At 68.9% G+C, this 23351-nt stretch carries 22 protein-coding genes; 1 reads left to right on the forward strand and 21 read right to left on the reverse strand.

Annotated features, from left to right (window positions below):
• Positions 1-267: 267 nt before the first annotated feature.
• Positions 268-2844: a DEAD/DEAH box helicase family protein gene (locus ABD54_RS03060; RefSeq protein ID WP_047867907.1), complete on the forward strand. Its 2577-nt coding sequence runs from the start codon at positions 268-270 to the stop codon at positions 2842-2844.
• A gap of 1232 nt (positions 2845-4076) precedes the next feature.
• On the opposite strand, the gene ABD54_RS03065 is transcribed toward ABD54_RS03060, so the two are convergent.
• The 21 genes from ABD54_RS03065 to ABD54_RS03170 form a co-directional block, all read right to left on the reverse strand.
• Positions 4077-5543, reverse strand: a complete 1467-nt coding sequence (locus tag ABD54_RS03065) for a site-specific integrase (RefSeq protein ID WP_047867908.1) — start codon at positions 5541-5543, stop codon at positions 4077-4079.
• Positions 5544-5816, reverse strand: a complete 273-nt coding sequence (locus ABD54_RS03070) for an AlpA family transcriptional regulator (RefSeq protein WP_235431952.1) — start codon at positions 5814-5816, stop codon at positions 5544-5546. It lies immediately after the preceding gene.
• A gap of 319 nt (positions 5817-6135) precedes the next feature.
• On the reverse strand, positions 6136-6477 hold the full coding sequence (locus tag ABD54_RS03075; RefSeq protein ID WP_047867910.1) for a hypothetical protein: 342 nt from the start codon (positions 6475-6477) through the stop codon (positions 6136-6138).
• A 62-nt stretch (positions 6478-6539) separates the two neighbouring features.
• A complete protein-coding gene (locus ABD54_RS03080; protein WP_082166662.1) occupies positions 6540-7502 on the reverse strand; it encodes a DNA methyltransferase in 963 nt (320 codons plus the stop codon).
• Positions 7499-8242 carry a hypothetical protein gene (locus ABD54_RS03085; protein WP_082166663.1) on the reverse strand — a complete coding sequence of 248 codons (744 nt, stop codon included), beginning with the start codon at positions 8240-8242 and terminating at the stop codon, positions 7499-7501. Before ABD54_RS03085 ends, ABD54_RS03080 begins: the two co-directional genes overlap by 4 nt.
• Before the next feature lie 177 nt (positions 8243-8419).
• Positions 8420-8788: a hypothetical protein gene (locus tag ABD54_RS03090; protein WP_047867911.1), complete on the reverse strand. Its 369-nt coding sequence runs from the start codon at positions 8786-8788 to the stop codon at positions 8420-8422.
• A gap of 72 nt (positions 8789-8860) precedes the next feature.
• Positions 8861-10171 carry a hypothetical protein gene (locus ABD54_RS03095; protein ID WP_047867912.1) on the reverse strand — a complete coding sequence of 437 codons (1311 nt, stop codon included), beginning with the start codon at positions 10169-10171 and terminating at the stop codon, positions 8861-8863.
• 118 nt (positions 10172-10289) lie between these two features.
• Complete coding sequence (locus ABD54_RS03100; RefSeq protein WP_047867913.1) at positions 10290-11096, reverse strand: MarR family transcriptional regulator; 807 nt, start codon at positions 11094-11096, stop codon at positions 10290-10292.
• A gap of 82 nt (positions 11097-11178) precedes the next feature.
• Complete coding sequence (locus ABD54_RS03105) at positions 11179-11814, reverse strand: hypothetical protein (protein WP_152691980.1); 636 nt, start codon at positions 11812-11814, stop codon at positions 11179-11181.
• A gap of 107 nt (positions 11815-11921) precedes the next feature.
• Entirely contained in the window at positions 11922-12608 is a 687-nt protein-coding gene (locus ABD54_RS03110; protein ID WP_047867915.1) for a hypothetical protein, read from the reverse strand.
• Positions 12609-12710: 102 nt separating this feature from the next.
• Positions 12711-13331: a hypothetical protein gene (locus ABD54_RS03115; protein WP_235431953.1), complete on the reverse strand. Its 621-nt coding sequence runs from the start codon at positions 13329-13331 to the stop codon at positions 12711-12713.
• Positions 13332-13454: 123 nt separating this feature from the next.
• Positions 13455-13751: a hypothetical protein gene (locus ABD54_RS03120; RefSeq protein WP_130397930.1), complete on the reverse strand. Its 297-nt coding sequence runs from the start codon at positions 13749-13751 to the stop codon at positions 13455-13457.
• An 822-nt stretch (positions 13752-14573) separates the two neighbouring features.
• A complete protein-coding gene (locus tag ABD54_RS03125) occupies positions 14574-17087 on the reverse strand; it encodes an OmpA family protein (protein WP_053063513.1) in 2514 nt (837 codons plus the stop codon).
• 86 nt (positions 17088-17173) lie between these two features.
• The gene (locus tag ABD54_RS03130) at positions 17174-17593 is read right to left on the reverse strand and encodes a pilus assembly protein TadG-related protein (protein WP_082166664.1); all 420 of its coding nucleotides are present in this window, start codon (positions 17591-17593) and stop codon (positions 17174-17176) included.
• The gene (locus tag ABD54_RS03135; RefSeq protein WP_047867920.1) at positions 17590-18021 is read right to left on the reverse strand and encodes a TadE/TadG family type IV pilus assembly protein; all 432 of its coding nucleotides are present in this window, start codon (positions 18019-18021) and stop codon (positions 17590-17592) included. The genes ABD54_RS03130 and ABD54_RS03135 overlap by 4 nt, the downstream gene beginning before the upstream one ends.
• Entirely contained in the window at positions 18018-18419 is a 402-nt protein-coding gene (locus ABD54_RS03140) for a TadE/TadG family type IV pilus assembly protein (protein ID WP_235431954.1), read from the reverse strand. The genes ABD54_RS03135 and ABD54_RS03140 overlap by 4 nt, the downstream gene beginning before the upstream one ends.
• Positions 18420-18636: 217 nt before the next feature.
• Positions 18637-19512 (reverse strand): type II secretion system F family protein, encoded by an 876-nt coding sequence (locus tag ABD54_RS28765; RefSeq protein WP_047867922.1) that lies wholly within the window; start codon positions 19510-19512, stop codon positions 18637-18639.
• On the reverse strand, positions 19509-20405 hold the full coding sequence (locus ABD54_RS03155) for a type II secretion system F family protein (protein ID WP_047867944.1): 897 nt from the start codon (positions 20403-20405) through the stop codon (positions 19509-19511). The genes ABD54_RS28765 and ABD54_RS03155 overlap by 4 nt, the downstream gene beginning before the upstream one ends.
• On the reverse strand, positions 20405-21721 hold the full coding sequence (locus tag ABD54_RS03160) for a CpaF family protein (RefSeq protein ID WP_047867923.1): 1317 nt from the start codon (positions 21719-21721) through the stop codon (positions 20405-20407). Before ABD54_RS03160 ends, ABD54_RS03155 begins: the two co-directional genes overlap by 1 nt.
• Positions 21718-22602, reverse strand: coding sequence for a hypothetical protein (locus ABD54_RS26660; protein WP_053063514.1), 885 nt, complete (start codon positions 22600-22602; stop codon positions 21718-21720). Before ABD54_RS26660 ends, ABD54_RS03160 begins: the two co-directional genes overlap by 4 nt.
• Positions 22599-23324: an SAF domain-containing protein gene (locus ABD54_RS03170; RefSeq protein WP_235431955.1), complete on the reverse strand. Its 726-nt coding sequence runs from the start codon at positions 23322-23324 to the stop codon at positions 22599-22601. Before ABD54_RS03170 ends, ABD54_RS26660 begins: the two co-directional genes overlap by 4 nt.
• Positions 23325-23351: the final 27 nt, after the last annotated feature.

A 23351-nucleotide genomic window follows, 5' to 3' on the forward strand; every position in this document is an offset into this window, starting at 1 on the left:
GGGCATGTGGGCGGCTGACGCGCCCCTACCCCAGGGCCACCCGGGCGCGTCAGCCGCCCACATGCCCCGATACGGTCGCCGCCCCGCGCTGTCGTCGACGACTAGCGCAACCTGATGATCTAAAAGGCCCCCAGCACCCATGGGCACTGGCAAAATGCCCCTGATCGACTAACTGGTGCCGTTCACCAGATAGCAGGAGCAGAGCTAGCTCGGTCGGGTCGGCTTCCTCGCCGTAAAGTGCACAGCACACTGACCAGAGGAGAAACGATGGCACATGCAGCGGTACCGGACTTCGACCAGCGCCTCGCCGGGTTCGGATCCGCGAGGTTCGCCCAACTACGGCAGGGGCAGCGCCAAGTCCTCACCGCGTATGCCCAGCAGTATCGCGGCACTGTAGACCTAGCCATCGAGATGCCGACCGGCGAGGGCAAAACTCTCCTGGCCCTGTTGATCGCCGACTATGCCCTGGACCAAGGATGGTCAGTGGCCTACCTGACCGGCACCCGCCAACTTGCGCAACGGGTCGAAGAAGAGGCCAACGCACTGGGATTGGACGTTGTCCGCTTCGCTGCAAAGGACTACGGCGGGGCCAAGCTCGACGACTACCACCAAGCGCAAGCGGTCGGTGTAATGAACTATTGGGTCTACTTCAACAGTAGCCCTGTCCCTCAGCCAGCCGACATGGTCATCTTCGACGACGCCCACCTCGCCGAGCAGCCACTAAGCGGGCTGCAGACCCTACGCATCCCCGACAAGCAAGGCCCTGCCAGCGAGCTCTACCAAACGATCTGCGAACTCTTGGCGGCACACACCGACGCCTACCCTGGTTTGCAGGCGATGTTGGAAGGTACCGCCCAGTCCAGCACCCCGCCCGAGTTGCTGTCATTCAAGGACTGGGCGGCCATCGCAGGCCCTGCTCGCGACGCCATTGAAGAATCACCCCTCATCAACGAGGACGAGATCAAATACGTCTGGCCTACCATCCGTGACCATCTCAGCCGGTGCGGAGTGCTCATCGGGCAGTCCGGCATCGAGATCCGCCCGTACCATCCGCCGACTACGCTCAACACTTGGTACAGCCAGGCTAAGCAGCGGATCTATCTCTCCGCGACACTCGGCTCAATGGATGATCTGCAACGACGTGTCGGTGGCGGCCCGGTCACCCGGCTAGAGCCCGCGCAACCGCTCCCTCCGGGCGCAACCGGCGAGCGGCTGTTGGTGCTCAACCCCAGTTCGGAGCGCCCGTTCGACTCCACCGTGCTCGATTGGGCGCTGAGCCAAGCCCGCGCTGCGGGCGGGCGAGCGGCCTGGCTGTGCGCTAGCCACACGGAGGCTGACACTCTTCAGGAAGCCCTCATTGAGGCTGAAGAAACGGTCTATCGGCTTCGGCCTGGCGATGACGGGATAGTGGACACCTGGAGCCGGGCCGCGAGCGGACACCTTGTTACCGCAGGCCGTTACGACGGTCTCGATCTTGCGGGTGACGTTTGCAGGCTAGTCATCATCGTCTCGATCCCGCAGGCCAGTAGCGAGTTCGAACGTTTCGTCGTCGCCTACCTTGGCGACGCCAGTTTCATGCGCCACCGCGTCGGTCAGCGCATCACCCAAGCCCTGGGGCGTGCCAACCGCGACGCCACGGACCGATCCCTTTACCTCGGGCTGGACCCCAGCTTCGCACAGGTGCTCGCCGACCCTGCGGTCCGTAAGTCCATGCCTGAAAACGCTACACCCACCATCCGCGCGGCCTTGGAACGGTACGACCAAGGCTGGGAGGGCACCTTGCGCACGTGTGATGCCTTTTGGGAACAGTCCGAGCGGACCCCCGATTCGAGTGCATCTGGCGAACAATCACCATCTCGGCGCAAGGCTCGCCCCGGGCGCGGCACTGGCAAAAGCGGTGACGTATCCAGCTCTGATGCCGAGGTCTCGGCAGCGACCGACCTATGGATCGGCGACCACACGAGTGCTGCAGTTAAGGCCCGCGAGGCTGCGGCACAGCTGGTTGCTGCCGGGGAAACCGAGCATGCGGCGTTCTGGCGTTATGTTGAGGCCCACGCTCACTTCGACCGAGGCCGTGCCCAGGACCTGGCCGCTGCGCGAGAGGTTCTGGATGACGTCACTAAGAACGGACCACGGACCGCTTGGTTCCGTCGACTGGCCCGCACTGTAGCTGACCTTGAAGGCTATGAGCGTCCGACTGATGACATCGACCGGATCTTCCTCGCCTGGGACGAGTGGCGTCGTGAAGCCGGGGTCAGGCTTGACCGTGCTCTCTCCAAAGGCCGAATCTTGCTCACAGGCAACCACGATCAGCAGTGCGAAGGACTGAAGGTACTCGCTCGACTCGCCGGTGCCAGTGGCGAACGCCCACCGAAACGTGAACAGAGTGCGACTGACTGCCGCTGGACTTGGTCTACTGCCAAGCGCGCCGAGCGCCGCGTATGGGAAGTCAAGACGGGCAAACCAAACCCACTCATCCGCAACGATGTGAACCAGCTACTCGGTCAGATCGAAGTCGAAAACAGGCGTTCAGTGAAAACTCGTGTTTACGGCTGCCTACTCACCCCAGCAGGCACTGTAAAGGACGACGCGGTCGAAGCCGCGCATGACAGGACCGTGTTGATTAATCACGGCGCGGCCGTTCGCCTCTATGATCTATTGGCCGATCGACTCCGGACGTACGACGCACTGTGCGGTGACGGAAACGCCGAGGCGCGCGGCGATGCTCGAACGAAGATTGAATCTCTTTTGCCCCAAGACGGATGGCTCGGCAAACTGTTGTCTCCGACACGAGGAAAACTAGTCACCATCGATAGTATTTCCACTCTCTTTCCTTCCGCATAAGACATTCTATCCAAGAATAGTGATTCCACCCCCGCCCCCTCCACCAACTACAACGCATCAAAAGGTCGCATTCTGCACCCCCAAAGGAGGCGGCACCATAGACCCAAAGGATCTCATGTCACACGCTCGCCCTGGGCAAAATAAATTTCGCTTCGACATCATAAAGACCTACCCTCAGCGCGGCCCACTTTGCCAGTATCGCCTATCAGCATCAACCGGGTTTGAATGCAACAGATGCAGCCGAAGCAAGAAGTCGAAACTGGTAGCTACAATCCTCAGCGATTGGCAGCGCTTGCTTTGCAACGCATGCTACGGCCATCTCCTCTCGCTTTGGGAAATCAAGTCAGGAGAACTCCCGGACAGCGAAAAACACAATGAACTCTTTCGAGCACTTCAAGAGTTCACGACAAGAGATCAAGTGGAGCAGTCCCGAAAGAACCTTCTAAGCCGACAGGAGGGCGCCAAACTTCTATCGCAACCTGCTTTGACAATGATAGCGACATCCGAAGCCGTCGCCAGCAGACTTTCATTGCGAGCCACAGAACTAGACTGGTCGGCAGCCATCATTGGTCTATGCAAAGCTCTTGAGGTCGAATCAATCCGCCTTATTGCCGAACCACTTCGAAATGTCACTGAACAATTCGACCTCTCCGAGGATCTTCGAGACGGGCGCCTCAGACGCGTAGCAAAATTTTGCACCGGCAGGAGCAAGCCACCAGAACTCGGCAGCTTGGCCCACTTTCTCGCTGAGGCATCGGCCCCTCACAGACAAAGATCTAGCAGCATTCTCGTAAGCTCACTTCGAAACCTCAGCCTCAACTGGCCCCACTCAGACTGGCTATTCTCACAAGATGGGTTCATAGATTCAACCCGAGAGCTAACCCAGAAATATAGGAATCCTGCAGCACACACGGATCTTCTCACCATGGAGGAATACAACTCATGCCGTGAACTTATTCAAGGAAATGAAGGTATTCTATGGAACCTCCATACTGCAACCCAGCCCCATCGCAAGTAAAAAGTGATAGAATAACACTGTAATTCTTACATTAAAATTGAGCTCCGAGTCCGCTCTATTTATTACTCATGCCGCCAGGAGACCTTTGATCCGATAGGTTACCGGCCCCGAGCGCGAGGAAACCCCAGGCCAGTCGGGGTGAACCCGTGGACAGGCCTGGGGTCGGTGGTGCTGTGCGGCTCCTGGTGTGCTCGCCGCTTCGGCTACGACACCGTTATGCGCGTACGGGCCTGAGCATCGCGGCGGTGGCCTCAGCCGCTGCCCGCGCCACCTCGGGGAACACGGTCTGGTAGGTGTCCTGCGTGAAGTGGGTGGTCGCGTGCCCGAGCTCGCCGGAGACCACCTTCACGTCCGCTCCCGCGGCGAGCGCGAGCGAGGCAGCGCCGTGGCGCAGCCCGTGCAGGTGGATCGGCGGCAGCCCCGCCGCCTTGGCGATCCGGTTGAACCATCGGGTTACCTGCCCCGGGTGCCAGCCCGTCCCGCCGGGCTGGGTGAATACCAGCCCTGTGCCGTTCCAGGTCTTTCCTGCTTGGAGTCGGGCCTCGGTTTGGAACTTCTTCCATGAGCGCAGCACCTTCACGGTGTCCTTGTCCAGGGTGATGGTGCGCTGGCCTGCCGCGCTCTTGGGCGTGGTCGTGGCTGTTTTCCAGCCCAGGGTCACCACCTGGGTGCGGATGTCCACCTGCCCGTCGGTGAGCCGGGTGTTCGCCCACGGGAGCCCGACCGCCTCTCCTCGGCGCAGGCCTTTGACGGCGATGAGGTGGAAGAGCGGGAACAGCCAGGTGTACTTCTTGGCGTGGGCCAGGAAGGTGATGGTCTGCTCCGGGGTCCACACCATCACCTCACCGGGAACCACCCCGTCCACCTGCCACTGGCGCACCCGGTCAGCTGTCCACACCAGCGGCTTCGTACGCGGGCAGGACGGAAGGCGCACGTGGGAGGCGATGTTGACCGACACCGGCAGGTCCGGGCGGCGCACCGCCTCGGACAGGGCGCTGCGCAGCGTGGCGCGGATGCGGTGCTTGGTGGTCAGTGAGATCACCCGCTGTCCCCTCACCGAGTTCCGCACCTTCGCCTCAAGGGACTCACGGCACTCCAGAATGTGGGTGTTGGTCTCCTCAATGGCCGCGAACATCTCCTCGACCTGCCAGGAGGTGAGTTTGTCCAGGCGGGTCTGCCCCAGATGCGGGACCAGATACCGGCGGATGTGTCCGTCGTAGGACAGGCGAGTCTTCTGGGCCAGGTCCGGTTTGCCCGTCAGCCACTCGGTCAGCCATGCCGCGACGGTGGGCACCGTTTCCCGGATGCGCACTCCGGCGCCGATGCGCCGCTTGACCTCTTCGATTTCGGGGAGGCGGTGGCGGCCCCCTAGGGCGGCCTGGATGAGGTCGGCGACCTGAACCTCGACGTCTGGTTCTTCGTCGGCCAGGCCGATGAGGGCTTTGATGTGGTCGATCGCCTTCTGCGCCTCGTCCTGGGAAGCGAGCCCGGTGCGCCTGGCCTGACGGCGCCTGCCCTCGGTAGTGCGGGGCAGCTCCAACTGGAAGCCCCACTCCCCGTGCCGGGGGTTCCAGCCGCCTTCCTCCCGGCGCAGCTTCGCGCATTTCACTCCGAGGAGTTTGCCGGTCATCTGGTCGCGGCATCCGCAGCGTTTGAACACCGATCCGTCATGAGAAGCCATCTACTTCTCACCTTTCCTGTGGTCGTCACGCGCACCGCACCCACACTCGTTCCGTGAAGGGAAGGCCAGGTGGTCCAGGCCGAGGTGGACCAGGACTCCGGCGGTGGGCACCACCCACGCCTTACCGGTGCGGTACGCGGGCACCGGAAAGGCACCTTCACGCAGGAGCCGGTAGGCGGTGGTGCGGCCCAGGCCGAGCATCCGCCCGGCCGTCACCGGATCCAGCACCACCGGCAACGACCCCACCTCATCGAGCCGAAGGGAAGGTTTCACACCCACCCGTCCCACCTCTCCCCCGTCTGTGACCTGCACGGATACGGTGCGCGGCCCCGCATATGGCGGGGCACCACGCATCCACGCTCGACCTCGTAGAGGTGGTCAAGCGGATTTGATGTATCTCCCAACGGATTCACGCTCCCCCGTCAACCACCCACCCGTTTCGGTTGGTATGCCGTTTTCACTGGTCAGGGCCACAGGCGGCCCCTGTCGGCCACCCGTGCCCCGGCTGGGGTGACGGGGCCGGGCTGGGGCGGTGGGGCCGACGTGGGGCACTACAGCGCCCCACGTCGGCCCCGCCCCAGCGGGTCGCTGGTCAGTCGGGGCGCACGTGACCGGTGTAGGTCAGCCAGGCCCGGTAGGCGGCCCGGGTGTGTTCGGGGATGGCCACCGCCCGGTACCGTCCCGCGCCGTGGGCGTGTTCGACCACGTAGTGCTCGCCCTCCCACGCCGGGATGCGGCCCAGTAGGGCGGCGACGTCTGCCACTTCATCGAAGGCCTCGTCGTCGGTGTCGGTGTGTGGGAAGTAGACGACCTCCACCCGAGTGTGCGGCCCCACCGGCAACTCGGGGTTCAGGTCGAGGAAGTCGGCCAGGGTACGGATGTCGTCGATGATGCGCCTGCGCAGGTCGGCGGATGCGGTGTCGGAGAAGCCCACAGGGCCAGGTGTCCTTTCACGGCGAGTGGTGGCAACGGCAGCCGGGTTGGGGGTGGGTGGCCTCATGCCGCAGCGCTCCCCTCTCCCGCGGCCGGGGTGGGGTTGGTGAACACGAGCGCGTCCTCGTGCTGGATCACGTGCACCGGCTTGTCCTCTTTGCGCAGGCGTTTGGTTTCGATGAGTTGGAAGAACGAGGTCCGCGAGACCACCTCCCCGTCCTTGAGGGCGCACAGCAGCGCCGCGCACCGGTCGATCTGCACCAGCCCGGCCCTGCGTGCGGCGTCGGCGACCTGGCCGGGAAAGTCGATGAGGCGTCCGTCTTTGCGGTAGGGGCGGGTGGTCACCACGACCATCCCGCCCGGGGCAAGCAGCGGTCTGCAGGCGGCCATGATCCGGGTGAAGGAGCTCGCCAGCACGTGTGGGCGCTGGTAGGCGAGGTTGTCCGCGCGCCGGTCGCGGTCGCGGGAGTAGACGTGGGCGTGTTTTTCCACTGCCTCGGCGCCGTCGCGGCGCGAGCGCACCTGTCCGTGGGTCATGGATCCGTACGGGGGCGAGGTCAGCACCAACCGCACCGTCCCCGCCAGGGCGGTGTCGGCCAGACCGGTGAGAGTGCGGGCGGCTTCGCCGGTGTGCACCCGGCCCTGGCCGTGGGCTCCCCGGGCCGTGGCGGCTTCCAGGTTCAGCCTCGCGATGCTGGCCCACTTGGGTTCCAGCTCCACCCCGACCACGTTGCGGCCCAGGTGGACGGCTTCGACCAGGCTGGTGCCGATCCCGCACATCGGATCCAACACCACCTCCCCGGGTCGGGTGTAGGTGCGAATGGCGTGGCGGGCGATGGCCGGGAGCATCTTGGCCGGGTGCTCCACCGACAGGCGCGAGTAGCGGGTGCCGCGCTGTTGGCGGGCCTGCTGCTGGCCGGTCAGCCACACCGACCACCCCGCACCACTCGCCCGGTCACCCGGCTGTTCGGGGTGCTCGTGCGGGTGCGCGTCGTCGAACAGCTCCTCCTGATAGTCCTGTGTCATGCGTCCACCTCCCCGGGGACGTCCGCGGTCATGGTGTGGCCCTTCTTCGGCAGGCGGAACACCGACACGTTCAGGTGTGCGGGTGAGGTGATGGAGGCCGCCGCGTCAGCCACCGAGGCCGGCAACCCCGCCTCCATCTCTGCCTCCTCGGGGTCGAACCCCTCACCCCGGACCGGGATGGTGGCACCGAGTCCGGCTTCGCAGAGCGGTGCGGTGATCGCGATGACGTGCTGTAGGTAGACCAGCCCCGCGCAGGAGGCGGCCCGCACCAGCCCCGGCGCGGGGTCGACCACCTCGCCCTGCGGCGTGTGTCCCAGGGCGGTGATGGCGGCGATGATTCCGCCGGGGCGGGTGATGGTCGCGGCGAAGAGCATCCGTGCCCGCAGCCGCCGCTCGCGCGTCTGCCGTTCCTGGTCGACCTCGGCGCTGACCGTCAGGGCCGTCAGGTCGGCCCAGGCCACCTCCCGCTCCCCGCGTGTGGGCCGGTGCGGGGAGGTGGGCGGGGCCACCTCGCAGGAGCGCCCCGCGGCTGCGGCCTGTTCGGCGACCAGGCTGGTGCCGGTCAGGTCCGCGACCATCGCACCGGGGCGGGTGTACTCGGCCACCAGGCGGCGGGCCAACCGTCGCGGCACCGGCACCAGGTCCCCGCCGGGGGGAGGTGGCTGGTGCACGGTGGGCGCACACAGCCAGACCGCCAGCGGTGGCCTGCCCGCCCCGGTGTTGTTGAGGGTGTGGGTCATCAGGATCCCCCTTCGTTGTTCTCGCCCTGATGAACCCCTAAGAAGACATCCCCATCGCGAATGCGACACCGGCCTGGAAAAAACTGGGGGAAGTCGCAGCATGTTGAAGGCCCAAGGCCCGCACCAGCGCGGGGCTGGTGCGGGCCGGGGGCCTTCACCCGGTTGGCGCGGTCGGGGTCAGGGGCGCTTGCCCTTCAGGCGGCAGGGGCAGCCCGCCTGCTGCAGCATGTCCCGCACGAGCAGGGGCATGGGCAGGGCGATGATCATCGCGAGGTGGTCCAGCGGGGTGCCGTGGCAGCACCGCCCCGTAGCGCGGTCGTGGGTGGCCAGGTGGTGGCCGCACGGCCCGCAGATGGTTCCCGGGCCCCGCTCGTCGTGGTGGACCATGCCGGGCCACTGGCCGCGCACGTAGTAGGTGTTGAGTAGGCGGCTGGTGCGGTTGACGATCCCGATCAGGGTGACGCTCACGCACAGCCCGGTCAGGGTCAGGGCGTACTTCCACTCCAGGCAGCCGAGGTCGAACACGGTCCAGGCAACGTCGAACATTGATACTCCCCTAGGGTATGTGGAAGGTGGGGGTGCGGGCTGTTCAGGGGCCCGCGCCCCCGGGGTGGTGGGTTAGGTCTGGTCGGTGTCGTTGCCGGTGGTGGCGAGCCAGTCGATGACTTCGCGCAGCACACTCACCCGGTACAGGGCGAGCTGGTGCTCGGCCTCGCAGGCGTAGTGGTCGGCGCGGGTGAACTCCAGCCGTTCGGCCCAGCGCGCCAGGCCCTCGGCGAGGTGGGTCCTGAGCACCGGCATGAGGTCGGTGGCGGCCCTGGTAGCGATGGTGTGCGCCTCCTCGGGTGCGGCATCGGCGTGCAGGGCCCGGACCAGCTCGGTCACGGAGGTGGCGGTGCGGTCCCGCAACCGGCGTGCTTCGGCGTCGCCGGGCAGAGGTGCCCCGTCGGGGGCGAGGTGGCATCCGCAGGCCCCGACCGGTCGCCAATCACCCTTGAGGGCGGAGGCGGCGATCGTTTCGGGTGTGGGCAGGGGCGGACGGGCCTGGGCCGAGCCGTGGGCGGCGCTGGCCGTGGCGACGGGTTGGGGCCGCTGCGGGCCCGGGGTGGCTGGTGCCAGGGCGTACCACACGTGGGCGTGGGTGTCGGTGGTCCTGAGGACACGGCCCTGCGCTTCCAAACACTTGAGGTTGTAGTTGACCGTGGCGGTTTTGTAGCTGGCCCTGAAGTGGGCGAGGACCTCGGGTGTGGGGGTGCCCTTGGGGTGTTGGGCCAGGAAGGCGTGGATCGCCTCGCGGGCCTCTTCCGCGCTGGGGGTGGTCGTCCCTGTGCGGGAGTGCTTCATGGCCTCAGGGCTCTGGGGCATTTCCCCGTGCCCGTCGCAGGCCGCCCAGGCCGTCACTTCCTCCACCAGGGCCGAGGGGAGGGGGTCCTGGGCGGTGGGCAGCTTCAGGTGGGTTGCTACCTGTGGATCCTGTTCCTGGGCCATCTTCCATGCCACTCGGGGGCCGGTGTTGCCCGGTCCGCTGCGGGCGGCGCGGTGGCGGGTGAAGAACCCCGCGTCGCCCATGGCGGTGAGCAGGTGCCCGGCGTTGTTGGTGTTGGTGGTGGCAGCCGCCTCGCAGGCGCGGCGGGCGGTGACGGCTCCTTCTCGAACGGCGCAGGCCAGGAGTTGGGCGTAGCGCAGGGCGGCCAGGCCGGTGACCGGTGCGGGCATGGGGGTGTCGGCCTCGGGTGAGGTGTGGGCCCACATGCCCTGGCCCTTGGTCGCCAGGTAGGCGTGTCGGGCCAAAAGGAGGCGCATGAGCTGGTGGCCGTGGGGGCCGGTGCCGTGGGCGAGTACCTCGGCCAGCCCTGCGGTGGTGGGCGTCGTGTCGGGGTCGGACAGGTAGGCGGTCACCGACTCCTCCAGTGTGGAGCGGGTCGTCATGGGTCGTCCCTTCGTTGGGTTGCGGGGTGGGTTCACCACCCCGCCCTATACAGGTGGGGGTATTTTCGAGGTGGGGGTGCGGGCTGTTCAGGTGCCCGCACCCCCGGGTGGTGGCGGGTTAGGTGGGGTGCTTGGCCGAGCGGTAGCGGCGGGGCTTGTCGCAGGTCTGTACCGCGCGCTCCTCCGTGGCCAGGCGGGCGAGGTTGTTCTGGATGGCTCCGATGGAGCGGCCCTGGAGCAGGTGGCTGATCTCGGTCGCGGTGAACTCCTCGCCCGGGTCGGCGTCCAAGATGGCCTTGACCATCAGCTTCAGCTCGCCCGGTGCGAGTCGGGTGCTGCCGCTGACCGGGTTGAGGCCCTCCCCAGCGGTGACCCTGATACGGGTGGCGGTCGCCGTAGCCGTGCCTCGAACGTCGGAATCCGGCCGGGGCGCAGCGGGTAGCGCCGGAGCGTCTGTGGTGGTCGGGCTCTGGTCCTCGGTCGTGGTCGCCTCCTCTGCCGGGGCCCACTCGGAGCCCGCCTGCGGAGAGGCCTCCTGCGTTGCCGGGGCGGGAACGTCCACCTCGGGGGACTCCTTCGCAGCGGTGTCCGGTACGGAGGCGAGCTCGGCGGAGACGGTCTCGGTCTCCTCCTCGGCGTGGTCGGTCGCCTGGGGTGCGGTGTTCTCCCTCAGGTCCGTGTCCGAGGTGGTGGCCTGCCAGGTGTCGGGCAGGCGGCGACGTCCGTCTCGTCCGCCCGGGGTGCGCACCGCCAGCCCGTCCTTCTCCAGGGCGGGCAGGTGCTTGCCCAGGGTGGACTTGCCCACCCCTGCACGCTCGGCCAGCTCGGTGACGGTGACGGGTTCGGTGGCCTCGGCCAGGGCGGCCAGGACGAGGTCGCGGGTACGGGTAGCGGATCGGCGCGGAGTAGAGGTGGTCGTGGTCATGGCAGACGGATCCCTTCGTAGAGCGGTGGTGTGAGTGAGGGCTGCCCCGCCCCGGTGACGGGGCAGCCCGGCCGGGTGCGGGTCAGGCCTGAGCGGTCAGGTGCGCGGTGATGCGGTCGCGGATCTGGCCGGGAAGGTGGCGCTGGTCCCGGGCGGGGGTGTGCCAACTGGTGATGAAGCGCCCCTGGTGGGTGAACCAGGTGAAGGTCGCTGACTCCTCCGCGGCCGCGTCGGGGTAGGGAGTGGCGACCGTGACCGTGACGTCGGGGTGGACGGTGTCCAGGTAGGTGTCATCGAGGCGACGCAGTTCGCCGGTGTCGGTGTAGAGCGGGCGGCGCAGCAGGGCGAATCCGTTGCGGCGCATGCCTACGCGCAGCCAGTCCAGCGCGGTGCGGCGGCGCGGGCGGGCGGGTTCCCAGGGCTCCCATTCCAGGCAGGCGTGGGCGATGTGGTCGGCTGCGGCGACGAGCGCGGGCCAGGCGCGGCCGGAGGGCAGCATGCATGCCCATTCCAGGTCGTGCAGGAGGTCGCCGTAGCCGTAGACGATCGTTTCCCGGTCGGTGGCCAGGAGCCACTCGGCACCGATGAGGTGGTACCCGCCTGAGTAGGTGCTGAAGGTGATGAGCCCACCGGGTCCGGTACGGGCCAGGGCCTGCAGGAGCTTGTCGGTGAGGTGCTGGTCGGCGAGCCGCTCACGCATAGGGCGGTATACGGGCACGAAAAAGTCCCTTCGGGTAGGCGCGCCGAACACAGCGCTCGGCGCATGGGGTGTCGGGTGGTGGGGCCGCCCCGCCCCGGGGACGGGGCGGCCCGGTGAGGTGGCGGTTAGGAACGGGTGCGGCGCAGGTAGGCCTCGACCGCGTCGCGCGTGCGGTGCGCGTTGGGCCCGGTCGCGAACTGGTTACGCATGCGCGTGGGCCATCCGGTCACATGGCTGCCGTTGTCACTGATCGTGATCGAGGACAGTGCGCCGGTCTTCTCGTCGGTCGGGCTCTTGACGGTGACCGTGATGGCCGGGTCGGTCCGGTAGGCGTAGCGATCCCGCACCATCCGGGTGACTGGGCTGGTGTAGTCACCGCGGCGGGCATACCGGCCGTAGTAGAACGGACCGGCAGTCAGGTCGAACCCGAGCTTGTGCATGGTCTGGCGCATCCGGGTGACGACAAACCCGGTGGCGGCGATGTCCTCGACCTCATCGTCCAAACGTTCCCAGACGGTGCAGTCGACCGCCGGAACCAGCTCCTCCCAGCCTCGGTTCACGTCCCCGCCCCCGTACTCCTCGGTGTGCATCTCGAGGTCGCGGACCAGGTCGTGGTAGCCGTACACGATGAAGGAGGTCTGGTTGGCGGGGTCGAGGGTGCGCGAGTGGGTGGCGTAGTAGTCGCGCCGGTACAGATCGGCGATGATCACCCCGCCGGGGCCGATCCTGTCCAGGGTGCGCAGCATGCGCAAGGTGATCTCGGCGGAGGCGAACCAGTCAGTGATCGCCACGGTGGACACGTCCTTGAACACGTGAAGTTCCTTCTTGTGGGCGCGCCGAACACAGCGCTCGGCGCAGGAGTGTCGGGTGGTGGGGCCGGCCCGCCCGGGTGACGGGGCGGCCCCGGGTAGGCGCTAGCGGTCCTGGTTCAGGGCGCAGATCACCGTGGAGGCGATCAGGCGGCTGGTCGCGGCGTGGGTGAGCGTGCCACCGGTGCCCAGGGTCAGGTCGGCGACCGGCCGGGTACCATCGCCCGGGTCGCTGGCGGTGACCCTGGTCGGTTCGGTGAAGCCGAAACCGACCGTGACGGTCGCGAGGTGGGTACTTCCCTCGAGGCGGTAGTAGTCCGTCATCTGGGGCAGCCCGCTGGCGGGAAGCCTGAAGACCGGGGCTGCGGCCAGGTAGGCGCACTCGTCCGCCAGGCGCTTGCGCAGGTCTTCCACCTGGAGGTTCATCGTCCGGATTCCGGGCCAGTCAGCCCGCCAGTCGCTGGCGATGTCGGTCAGGTCCCGGGCGAGGTCCTCGTCGGTGGCCGCGTGCCCCTCCTGGGAGAGGTCCTCGGCCAACTCCCGCAGCCCCTGGTAACTGGTGATGATCATCTGGGTGGGCATGGTCGCCTGGTGCGGACTGGCCACCCCTACCTGGTGGTCGCTCTCGTCCCAGGTCAGGCACATGCCAGGGCCGTGGTCGCGCAGGTCCTTGATGTGATCGCGGGTGATGAGGATCCGCGCGCTTTGGGGCATACTCGTGCTCACAGCACACTCCATTCCGTTGGTGGTGTTGGGCCCGCGCCCAGCCGTCCTGGCTCCACACCTGTCGGTGGGCGCGGGTGTTGCGGTGTGGCCGGTCTGGAGGCGGCAACCCCCAGACCGGCCTCATCAGGCCCCGGTGACCGGAACCGCGCGGTGGGCGTGGAGCTTGAACAACAGGGCTCCGACTTCGGCGCGGTACCGAACCGCTCGGGCGTGGTCGTCCGCTGCCCGCCGGGCAGCGGGGCTCTCGCCCTCGGTGCGGTGCAGGTGCACCGCGCGTCCCCGTGCGGCCAGTTCCCGGGCGATCGCCGCCTCGTAGTCACCGGCCACCCGCCTCGCCCGTTGGGCACGCGCCCTATTGGCGATGTCGGCCTGCGTGGGCGGCCTCGGCCGGGCGAATACTCGCCCCGCGATTACCGTCATTGCGCGCATGGTGCGCATTCCTCAACCCCCTTGAATTCTCGGGTGTTTGTCGTGTGCGGTCCGAGGTTCACTTGGTTGACCGGTGTTCGTCAACTCGTGTCGCTAACCTTTTTCCGCCCGCCCCGTAAACGGTGCCCGCTTCGGGGCGGATGCCAAGGTGACCTTGGGTGACACGGGTTTGTCAACTCGTGTCGCGGGAAATTTTTCCCGCCCGCCCCGGAACCGTTGTTCCGCCCCGGGGAGCACGCCCATAGGAACTTGGTTGACGGGGGGCTGTCAACTCGTGTCGCGGGTTTTTCCGGGAATCTTTTCGGCGCGCATCCCTAGAGAGGATCCGCGCACGCGCGCGTGAGGGGACGCGGGCATGCTCGGGAGCGAGCTGGGCGATCATGTTTTTTATCCCCGGCGCCGAACTGGGCGATCATCAGGGGCGCATCGGGACGCTTTCCATGGTTAATAGAGTAAGGAAAAGAAAGCGAAGTCTGGGGGCCGCGAGGGAGGGGGGAGAGCAGGGAGAGGACAGGAGTACGCAGAAGGACGGGGGCGGCCGGTAGGCCGCCCCCGCCGAGCAGGAGAAGGGGGCGCGCCGCCCCCTACGTGAAGATGACTACCCACTGGGTATAAGTCTGGACGGCCATTGGCCCACCCAGAGGGGCTTTGACCTGCACTGATCACGCCACGGGCATGGGCCACCCAAGAGTGGCCCACCCGGTGGCCAGGGCGTTGGCCAGGGCGCTGGCCAGGGTTCAGTTCAGGTTCACTGCCCCTGCGGCACCTGCGGCTTGCAAGCGGGAACCGGCCGCACAGCCCTCATCTGCATCCCTACCGCTCCGCCCTGCTCACACCTTCGACGATCGCCTTGCTGGCGGCTGAGGGCTTTTCGCCGACGAGGGAGAGCTTGTCTTTCAGTGACCGATAGACCTGGTGTGCTATCTCAGGACGACCACGGGATACGTGTATTTCCATGACGCGCCGGTAAAGCGGTTCATTGAATTCATCGAAGAGACAAGCACGTTCCAGGAGGGCCACCTTCTCATCTTCACTTCGGGTCTCATCCGCGATCTCCAGAAGAGATTCCACTACTACCCGGATACAGGATTTCCGCGTGGGCTCCACCCACACCTCTTCCATCTCACTGAGGAGCTTCTCTGGATGTGCTTTGACAGCTTCTCGAAGCAGGTCGACCCGAGGATCTCCGGATAGCCCTCGTGCCTCTTTGCATACTCGCGAGAATGACCACAGGTCCACTGAGAAAAGATCGGGGTCGAGGGCGTAACGGCCGTTGCGGTGCACGATGACGTGGTGGTCGGGATCCTCAATAGCAGCCCGTAGGGATGAGCGTATGCTGGCGATCGCGTTCTTGCGCGCGGAAACGGCCTGGGGCGAGTCCATGGCGCCGAAGCACGTCTGAACGATCTCCTCCCCGCTCGCCCCGTGGGGGTGCAGGGCCAGGTAGGCGAGGAGGGTACGGCCCACCGTGCGCAGGCCCGGCACCTCCTGTCCCTCCACCTCGACTGCGAGCTGCTCGGAGAACAGGCGCAGCTCCACTCGGGGGCGCGTTCGCTTGGAGCGGGGTGATCCGGGTGGCGCGAGGACAGGGGTGGCCGGTTCGTTTTCCTTCGGGAGGTCTCCGCTCTGACCGGAGACAGAGGCGTCCTCGTGGTCTTTCTGCGGCGCCTTCGCCGGGCACCGGTAGCGCAGGCGCGTGCCGTTGCGGGCTGCCTCGGCACCGGCGGTCACCACCCGCACCCGGTCGAGGTCCTCGCAGCAGAGGCCGGTCCCCGCCTGTGTCTGGTCGACGCGGTCTCCGAGCAGGAACACCACCGCACCGGGAACCGCGGCCATCGCCTCCCGCAGGCCCTGCCCCTGGCCCAGGTCGCTGGCCTCACACACCACCAGTACCGGTGGAAGAGCCACGTCCTGCTCCGCACCTTCCGCCGCTTCGTCCTCTTCAGCGACACGGCGAGCGGCGGTGAGCAGCACGGACTCCAACGCGATCCGCGCACCGTGCAGGTCGGCGACCTCCTGTACTTCGCGGAACGCCGTGTCCGTTCCGCCCAAGGCGGCCAGAAGCGCCCGGGTGACGATCACCTGCCCCGTGCTGCTGTGGTCGGCGACCGCGGCACGGAGGGCCCCGGCTGCGTGGGTTCCGGTGAAGGAGAGCCCGTCACGGCCGTCCACCCGGACCGTGTCCGCCACGAGCACGTAGCCGTCCTGGTCGATGACCCCGTTGGCCAGCCCTTCCGGGTCCTCTCGCAGCAGGTCTTCCGCAACCAGGTCTTCCGGAGCCTCAACAGCCGGGGCCACGTCGGCTTCCGGCACGGACGCTGCGGCCGCGATCCGTGCGCGGCCACCGGAAGCGCGCCGCCGCCCTACCACGTACCCCGCTCCCAGACCGGCTGCTCCGGCCACGGCACCGACCAGGACGGGGTCCGGCCCGGTCTCCTGCTCGCTGGCAGTGGTCACCTCCAGCCGCACCCGCTCCGGCTCCGGTTCCTCCGCAGCCCCGGTGGCCTCCTCCGGTTGGGCTGGTGCGGTCGGTGCTGGCTCGCTGGCGGCGGCAGGAGGTTGCAGCGTGTAGGCGATCTCGACGCGCCGGTGCTCCCCGTAGGACGCCCGGAGAGCAGGAGGAGGCTGGGCGGACCCCACACCTTGGACCCGAAACTCGACTTCCTCCCCCAGGTGCTGGGCAAGGTAATCGGCGACCTCCCGGGCCCGGCGCTCGGACAGGGCCAGGTTGTAGTCGGGGTCGCCGACCGGATCGGTGTGTCCGGTGACCGTCACCGGAGCTCCGGGAAGGCCAAAGTCGCTGATGAGGCCGACCGTGGACTCCAACGACCGCTTCATCTCAGGGGTGAGGGCAGCCGAGTCGAACCCGAAGTAGGCGAGGTTACGCGCGCGGTCGACCACGTCGTTCCGGCCGTCCTGTTGCTCACGCGGTGCGTCCGTGCCCTGCGCGTCGGCGGCGTTCTCCGACTGCACCGGAACCTGGACCGGGACGTCCGTCTGCGCCGCGACAGCCGCTGTGTGGGTGCTGGTCGCCGTGGCGCCCCCGGCGACCAACACCCACACCAGCCGCACCAGCCCAACCCGTGGAACCAGGCCGCGCAGCAGAGCGATCACGTCAAGGGCGACCACGGCCAGGTGGGCTGCCCACACCCCCCACAGGACCACCGCCAGTGCGGCGATCACGGCCTCGTCGGGGACTCTGCCTCCACGCAGGTACTGCCACAGCCACGTCCAGTCGGTGTGCTCGTCCAGCGGCCAGCCCAGCGAGGACGCCAGCACGGCCGGTCCCACCAGCAGCACCACCGTGACCAGCGCTTCGCCCACCATGGACCAGGGACTTCGCGGCATATCTCTTCGCTTTCCTTCGCGTCGGACCTGCTTCGGAGAAGGGGAGCCCACTGCCTCGCGGAGCGTCAGCCCGCCGAGGGCCGGAGCGCGGTGGCCGTCGCCTCGGCCTCGATCGTGCGCTCTGCGATCGGCAGCAGGACCGGGGTGTAGGCGGCGCGGGCCAGTACGACCACCCGGTCCTGCTCGACCGCCACCCGGCCGCCCATGCCCACCGATCGCAGGTGGTCGGCAGCGGCCCGGCGGGCGCCGTCGTTGTCCAGGACCGGTGCGCCCTCGTCGACGGTCGCGACCGTGTCGAGCTGGTGGGTTCCCGCCCGTGCGGCCGAGTGGGCCGCAGCGAGGAGCTCAGACTTGGTGACCAGCATCTGCCCGGCCTCCCAGACCAGCGCGAACACCGCCATGACGACGGGGACGAGCATGATGAGGAACACCGAGGCGTGTCCGTCGTCCCGGTGCTGACAGGTCCTTCGGCGTACTCGGGTCATGGCTCCTGCCCTCGGTAGGGGTCGACCGGGGAGAGCGCGGTGGCGGTCAGGGTGCGCTGGCCTCCGAACCCGCCCAGGTCGATGACAGTGACCGTGCACGCCACCCTCACCCCGACCGTCCCGCCCGGCTCGAAACCGGAGGCGTCCACCACGGCGGCGAACGGGGAGCAGACCACGCCCCGGTCGGCCAGCTCCCGCTCGGCTGCCTGGTGGGCCTGGGTACGTGCGGCGGAGGAGCCTCGTTGCAGGGAGGCCGCCCGTGCCGCCGCTGCGGCGGCGTCCTGAGTGATCAGCGCGGCGGAGACCTGGCGTCCGGCGATCACCATCAGCACCAGAGCCACGACAAGGACCGGAACGAGCAGGATCAGCTCCACCGACGCGCTTCCCCGGTCGTCGCGTCGGCAGCGCTTCCGCAGCAGTGCGCTCATGGCGCGAGGCGTTCGACGGGCCCGGACACCTCCGAGGCCACGGGCAGGGCGACGCCCGGGAGAAGGCTCACCGTCTGCGCCTCCACCCTCACCCGCGCCTGGGCTACTCCCCGACGCACGTCGACCTCCATCTGACGGAGCATCCCGCCGCCCAGCTGCTCCCGTGCCTGTCCGGCCTGCTCGTACGCCGATGCCGCCGAACCGTCGTAGGCACGGGCTGCTGCCAGGGCTTGGGAGGCGATGGCCTGGGCGCGGTGCTGGGCGTGCGCCCACAGCCCTGTCTGGACCACGCCCAGCAGCATCACGAACACCAGTGGCAGGATGAACAGCGGCTCGGCGCTGCCCCGGTCGCTCCCGGAAGACCTCGGACCGGGGCTGTCCCGGACGGGCGTGCTCACCGGTTCACACCCAGGTCGATGGACTCGGCCGCCGTGGTGAACTCCCCGACGAGGATCCCCCCGACCACGGTGGCGATGGTGATGGACACCATGATGACCAGGATCCAATCCGTGGTCGCCGACCCAGCGTCGGCGGTCGCTTTCCGCGGTGGAGCGGTCCAGGTGCGTACACGGTTCCGGGCGTGCCGGAGAAACCCCTTCATGAAGACCTCCTCGGTCAGAATCCCGCGGTCACGTGGGCGAGGGCGACGAAACAGATCAGCAGCAGAAACCCGGCCACCAAGCCCATGGTGGGCAGAGTCATGCGCTCGGTGGCCGTGTGCGCGACGGCCTCGGCCTCCGCGAGTCCGCGGGCTCTCAACGAGGCGGCCTTAGCCGCCACGGACATGCGGGTACGTGCTCCCGACGTGCCGCCCAACCGCAGCGACGCGGCCAGCTCGGCGAGCTCGCGCACCCCGGTCTCCTCAGCGAGGGCTTCGAGCCCCTCCCACGGGGGCCGGTGCCGCAGGGTCGCGGTGTGCACCGCGTTGCGGAGCCGCTCCGGGGTACGCCCTCTGCCGTGGCGCAGGGCTGTGGTGAGCGCGCTGGTGGTTCCCGCTCCGGCCGCCAACCCCATCACCACCAGGTCCGCCAGCGCGGAGGTGGCCGCGCGCAGCTCGGCGCGGTGCTCGGCTGCGGCGCTTCGGGCGGCCAAGTCCGGTGCCAGGAAGCAGCCGCCCGCGACCAGGGCGGCGAGCAGCCACGCCGCCGCAGGGCTGGAAAAGAGCGCGCTGCCCACGGTGGCCAGCACCGTTGCCAGCAGGATCCCGACGCCGGTCGCGGCGGCCTTCTCCGCCCGGTAGACCTCCACCGGTGTACCCGCCGCCGTCAGCGTGCGGGCCGTAGCCGGGCCCGGGATACCGGCACGGGCGAACAGGTGGCCTGCTCGGCGGCCTGCCCGTTGCGCCCGTCCGCCCTCGAAGGCGGGTCGGGAATCCGGTGCGGGGCGCGGTGTGAGGCGCTCGGTCAGGCTGGGGCGGCGCAGGGCGTAGGCGGCGGCGCACGCCCCTGCTCCCAGGAGGCTTCCGGCCGCACCCAGCACCACGGCGCTCACCGGGCACCGCCGACCGCTGGACCTGCTCCCGCCGGAACGGGGGCGAAGGGGCGCGGTCGCTCGGGCGGCGACGCGAGGCGGGCCAGCCAGAAGAACGAGACCGCCCACAGGCTTCCCACGACTCCGAGGACGAGCTGCCCGGAGAGCGTGCCGAGCGGTTCGAGGAAGGCGGGGTTGAACGCGGCCATCCCCACCAGCATGAGAGTTGTGGCGGCGGCGATGATGCGCACCGAGGAGCGGACCCTGGCCCGGGACGCCGAGACCCGCGCCACCGTCGTCGCCCTGTCCCGGGCGGCCTCCGCCAAGCGTGAGAGCGTTCCGGCGACGTCCCCGCTCTGGCGCGAGGAGCCCATGGACAGGGTGATCGCGATCAGGTCCGCCAGGTCGGAGTCGGCCTCACACGCGAAAGCCTGCGCTGCCTGCTCCAAGGGCTGTCCGGCGCGCAGCCGCGCATCCAGGGCGGCGACCTGGTCGCGGATCGGCACCGGGGCGACGGGCACGGTCGCGGTGACGGCCTGGTGCAGCCCGGAGGCACCGGTGATCATGTCCCTGAGTTGCTCGGCCCAGGAGGCCAGTGCCTCGGCCAGGTCGGCTTCGGTGCGGTGGGCGGTGTCGGGCCCGAGCAGGGCGGGCATCCACCACCCGGCCGCTGCGGCGAGCGCCGCACCCACGGGCCACCCCGTCACCAGTCCGATCACCGCACCCGCGCTCGCGGCACCGGCCGCGCGCAGCCAGGTCCCGCGCTGGCGCAGGGGCGTCGTCCAACGGTACTGAGAGGGTCCGGCGGAGACCGCAGGCCTGGGGATGAGGCTGACCGTGTAGGCGGCGCAGGCGATCCCCGCCCCAGCCAGCGTCCCGCCGAGGGCGAGTGCGGCCACGGTCCAGTCCGGCATCACGCCCACCCCCGCACCGCGTACCCGGCACGGGCCAGGCGTTGGCCGACCACACCGCTCGGGGCGCACACGAGCGCTCCGGCGGGCTGGTCGGTCTCCCGTGTGTACAGCTCGTTCGAGACGACCTGCTCCCCTTCGGACCCGGCGACCTCCCGGATGCTGGTGACCACCCGTTCCCCGGTCCGGGCGGTGTCGATGTGCACCACCAGGTGCACCGCCGCCCCGACCAGCAGCGCGGTCGCCGAGGCGCTCAACCGCTCCGGGGACTGGGCGCAGTACGCGGCCAGTTTGGCGAACACCTGCTGGCTGGACGAGGCGTGGATGGTGGACATCGACCCGTCCGTGCCCATGCTCATGGCGTTCAGCAGTGCGATCGTCTCCGGGCCCCGGGTCTCCCCGACGATCACCCGGTCCGGGCACATCCGCAGCGCCGCGCGTACCAGCTCCGCCAGGGTCACCTCGCCCAGGCCCTCGATGTTGGCCGGACGGCCCTGCAACGCGACCACGTCGGCATCCCGCAGATGGCGGTGCAGCCCCAGTTCGAGGGAGTCCTCTACGGTGATGATCCGCTCGGCCTCCACCGTGCCCAGCAGGGCGCGGAGCAGGGTGGTCTTGCCTGCGTTCGTGGCGCCGGAGACGATGATGTTCAGGCGCGACCTCACCGCAGCGACCAGCAGGTCGCGGGCGTTCTGGTCGACCATCCCCGACCTGGCCAGGTTCCCCAGGGTGAGGTACTCGGCGGGGTGGCGGCGGATGGTCACGGTCGGTCGGGCCGCGACCCCTGACATGACCGCTGACAGCCTTTCCCCGCCCGGCAGCTCCATGGACAGGATCGGCGCGGCCGTGTCGAAACGGCGCTCCCCGCCCGGTGCGCGGACAGCGGCCCGCTGCACCAGCGCCACGAGGTCGGTGTCCGCGTCCACCACGGCCGGACGGCGCTCGCGCCGCCCTCCGCCGAAGTCGACCACGGCTTCGTCGTTTCCGGTGATGTGGATGTTCTGCACCCCCGGCTCGGCCAGCAGCTCCTCCAGAGGCCCCAGGCCCAGGACGTGATCCAGCACGAACTGGCGGAGCCGTACCTCTTCGTGCGGAGCGAGTGCCCCCTGCCCACGGACCAGGGCCGTGCGGGCGCGCTCCTCCAGGAGTGCGTCCACGAGCCGCCCCACGTACTCGGCGTCCGTAACCTCTTCGGGGCGGGTGACGAGCTGTTCGGTGACCCGGTCCGCCAGGGCCACCGCCGTGCTGCGCAGGGAGTCCTCGCCGTTGCCCCTGTCGGGTGCGAGAACCGGGCGCGGAAGTTCGGGAGCCGCCGTCATGCCGCGCTCACCTCAACCGCGTTCCGCGCTCCGGACGCCATACCGATGCCGGAGAAGTCGTCGCACAGCTCCGCCAGCGCCTTGGCGGCCCTGATCAGCGGCATCCACTCCAGGCCGTCGGGATCCCGGTGCTGGGAGCGCCACGCGGCCACCCGGTCCCGCAGGCGGGTGGGCGGGCGGTGCTCTCCCCGCACCAGCGCGGCCCCCACAGTGTCGTGGGGGACGCGAGCCCACACGGGCAGAGCTGAGGCGATGCGGGACACCTCGCTGTCGGCGTGCGGGCAGACACCGGCGACCGCCAGTCCCACACGCACCCCCTCCTGCCGCAGTGAGGCCAGCACCGGGGCGCACACCCGCAGGCGGGCCGCACTGCCCACGTCCCCCGGTTCGGTGAGGACCACGGCCGCGTCGGCGTGGCGGAGCAGGGCCGCCCCCGCGGACCCCGGCACCGCACGCCCCACGTCGACCACGGTCGCCCTCCCCGACTTCAACAGGTGGGGGCTGCGGGCGAGCGCGTCCACCGCGCGCCCCGCCTCCAGCGGATCGGCGGGAGCGGGCACCGCCCGGAGCCCTCCGGGAAGCTCCACCGCGTGGCGCAGCATCGGCACACCGGCCGAGACCGCGTCCCGCACACCGGCCTGCGCCCAGGCCTCGGCGGAGGCCGGAGCCGGAACCGAGGCGCGGGAGGCGGCGGCCAACGACACCAGGCCCACATCACCGTTGAGGCCGATACCGTGCCAGGAGGCGATGTCCCCGCCGGAAGCGTCGGCTTCGACCAGCACCGGCACCGTCAGGGGAGTCGAGGGCCAGCAGGCCGCGAGCGCGGTGGCCAGACTCGTCACCCCCGGAGCCCCACTCAGGGAGCACACCGCGACGATCATTCCGCGCCTTCTTCCGTGTGGGTGTTCTCGTGCGGGTTCACCACCGCGATCTGGACCTCCTGGCCTGCCGATGCCCGGGAGAAGCGCGCGGCCTCGTCCCGGGGCAGGACCACCTCCACCACCTGCTGGCCTCCCCCGAGACCGTCCTCGGCCGCGGTCACACGGTGGACCAGCCCCGTCACCACCCCGGAGAGGTCTTCCGCGCCGTCGCCCCCGGCCTCCTCACCGGGTGCGGCAAGGGTGACCAGGTCCACGGTCGTCCCCTCCGCCAGGTCGGCAGGGGCCGTGGTCACGGGCACCGCGACCACCGCCTGCCCCGGTTCCGGCCACAGGGCGCTGTCGGAGACCGAGCCCGCAACCAGCGGGGACCCGGCGGGCACCGGCCGCGTCAGCACCATCCCTTCGGCCACCTCAGGGGTGAGCAACCGGAGCCCCTCGGCCTCAGCCAGGTCCACCGAGGCCACGTCCGCAGCCGTGATCAGGTGTCCGGCGGAAAGGTCGGAAGTGAGGACCGCAACCGTGCGCGTCTCCTCTCCGGCCAGCCCGGCCCAGGCCCCCGCCACCCCTCCCGCTGTGATCAGCGCCCCGGCCAGCAGCGCCCACTTCCACCGGCGGCGCGAGGCCGCCGCCAACCGCACCGACTCCCATTCCCCGGAACCGCCTCCGACCCGGGATTCCGAGCTTTTCTGGTGGGTTTGCTGGGGTTTCGCGAGTGCGACCATCCCTCCTCCTCCCTCTTCCATGCCTGT

Origin of the sequence: Nocardiopsis sp. RV163 (assembly GCF_001029525.1) — a bacterium.
Taxonomy (GTDB): domain Bacteria; phylum Actinomycetota; class Actinomycetes; order Streptosporangiales; family Streptosporangiaceae; genus Nocardiopsis; species Nocardiopsis dassonvillei.

Excerpts from the sequence above, each read along its gene's own strand:
- ABD54_RS26660 (WP_053063514.1), bottom strand. The coding sequence starts at position 22,602 with ATGATCGTCGCGGTGTGCTCCCTGAGTGGGGCTCCGGGGGTGACGAGT.
- ABD54_RS03085 (WP_082166663.1), bottom strand. The coding sequence starts at position 8,242 with ATGACCCACACCCTCAACAACACCGGGGCGGGCAGGCCACCGCTGGCG.
- ABD54_RS03095 (WP_047867912.1), bottom strand. The coding sequence starts at position 10,171 with ATGACGACCCGCTCCACACTGGAGGAGTCGGTGACCGCCTACCTGTCC.
- ABD54_RS03155 (WP_047867944.1), bottom strand. The coding sequence starts at position 20,405 with ATGCCGGACTGGACCGTGGCCGCACTCGCCCTCGGCGGGACGCTGGCT.
- ABD54_RS03130 (WP_082166664.1), bottom strand. The coding sequence starts at position 17,593 with ATGACCCGAGTACGCCGAAGGACCTGTCAGCACCGGGACGACGGACAC.
- ABD54_RS03100 (WP_047867913.1), bottom strand. The coding sequence starts at position 11,096 with ATGACCACGACCACCTCTACTCCGCGCCGATCCGCTACCCGTACCCGC.
- ABD54_RS03065 (WP_047867908.1), bottom strand. The coding sequence starts at position 5,543 with ATGGCTTCTCATGACGGATCGGTGTTCAAACGCTGCGGATGCCGCGAC.
- ABD54_RS03135 (WP_047867920.1), bottom strand. The coding sequence starts at position 18,021 with ATGAGCGCACTGCTGCGGAAGCGCTGCCGACGCGACGACCGGGGAAGC.
- ABD54_RS03090 (WP_047867911.1), bottom strand. The coding sequence starts at position 8,788 with ATGTTCGACGTTGCCTGGACCGTGTTCGACCTCGGCTGCCTGGAGTGG.
- ABD54_RS03060 (WP_047867907.1), top strand. The coding sequence starts at position 268 with ATGGCACATGCAGCGGTACCGGACTTCGACCAGCGCCTCGCCGGGTTC.
- ABD54_RS03120 (WP_130397930.1), bottom strand. The coding sequence starts at position 13,751 with ATGACGGTAATCGCGGGGCGAGTATTCGCCCGGCCGAGGCCGCCCACG.
- ABD54_RS03170 (WP_235431955.1), bottom strand. The coding sequence starts at position 23,324 with ATGGTCGCACTCGCGAAACCCCAGCAAACCCACCAGAAAAGCTCGGAA.
- ABD54_RS03160 (WP_047867923.1), bottom strand. The coding sequence starts at position 21,721 with ATGACGGCGGCTCCCGAACTTCCGCGCCCGGTTCTCGCACCCGACAGG.
- ABD54_RS03125 (WP_053063513.1), bottom strand. The coding sequence starts at position 17,087 with ATGGTGGGCGAAGCGCTGGTCACGGTGGTGCTGCTGGTGGGACCGGCC.
- ABD54_RS03080 (WP_082166662.1), bottom strand. The coding sequence starts at position 7,502 with ATGACACAGGACTATCAGGAGGAGCTGTTCGACGACGCGCACCCGCAC.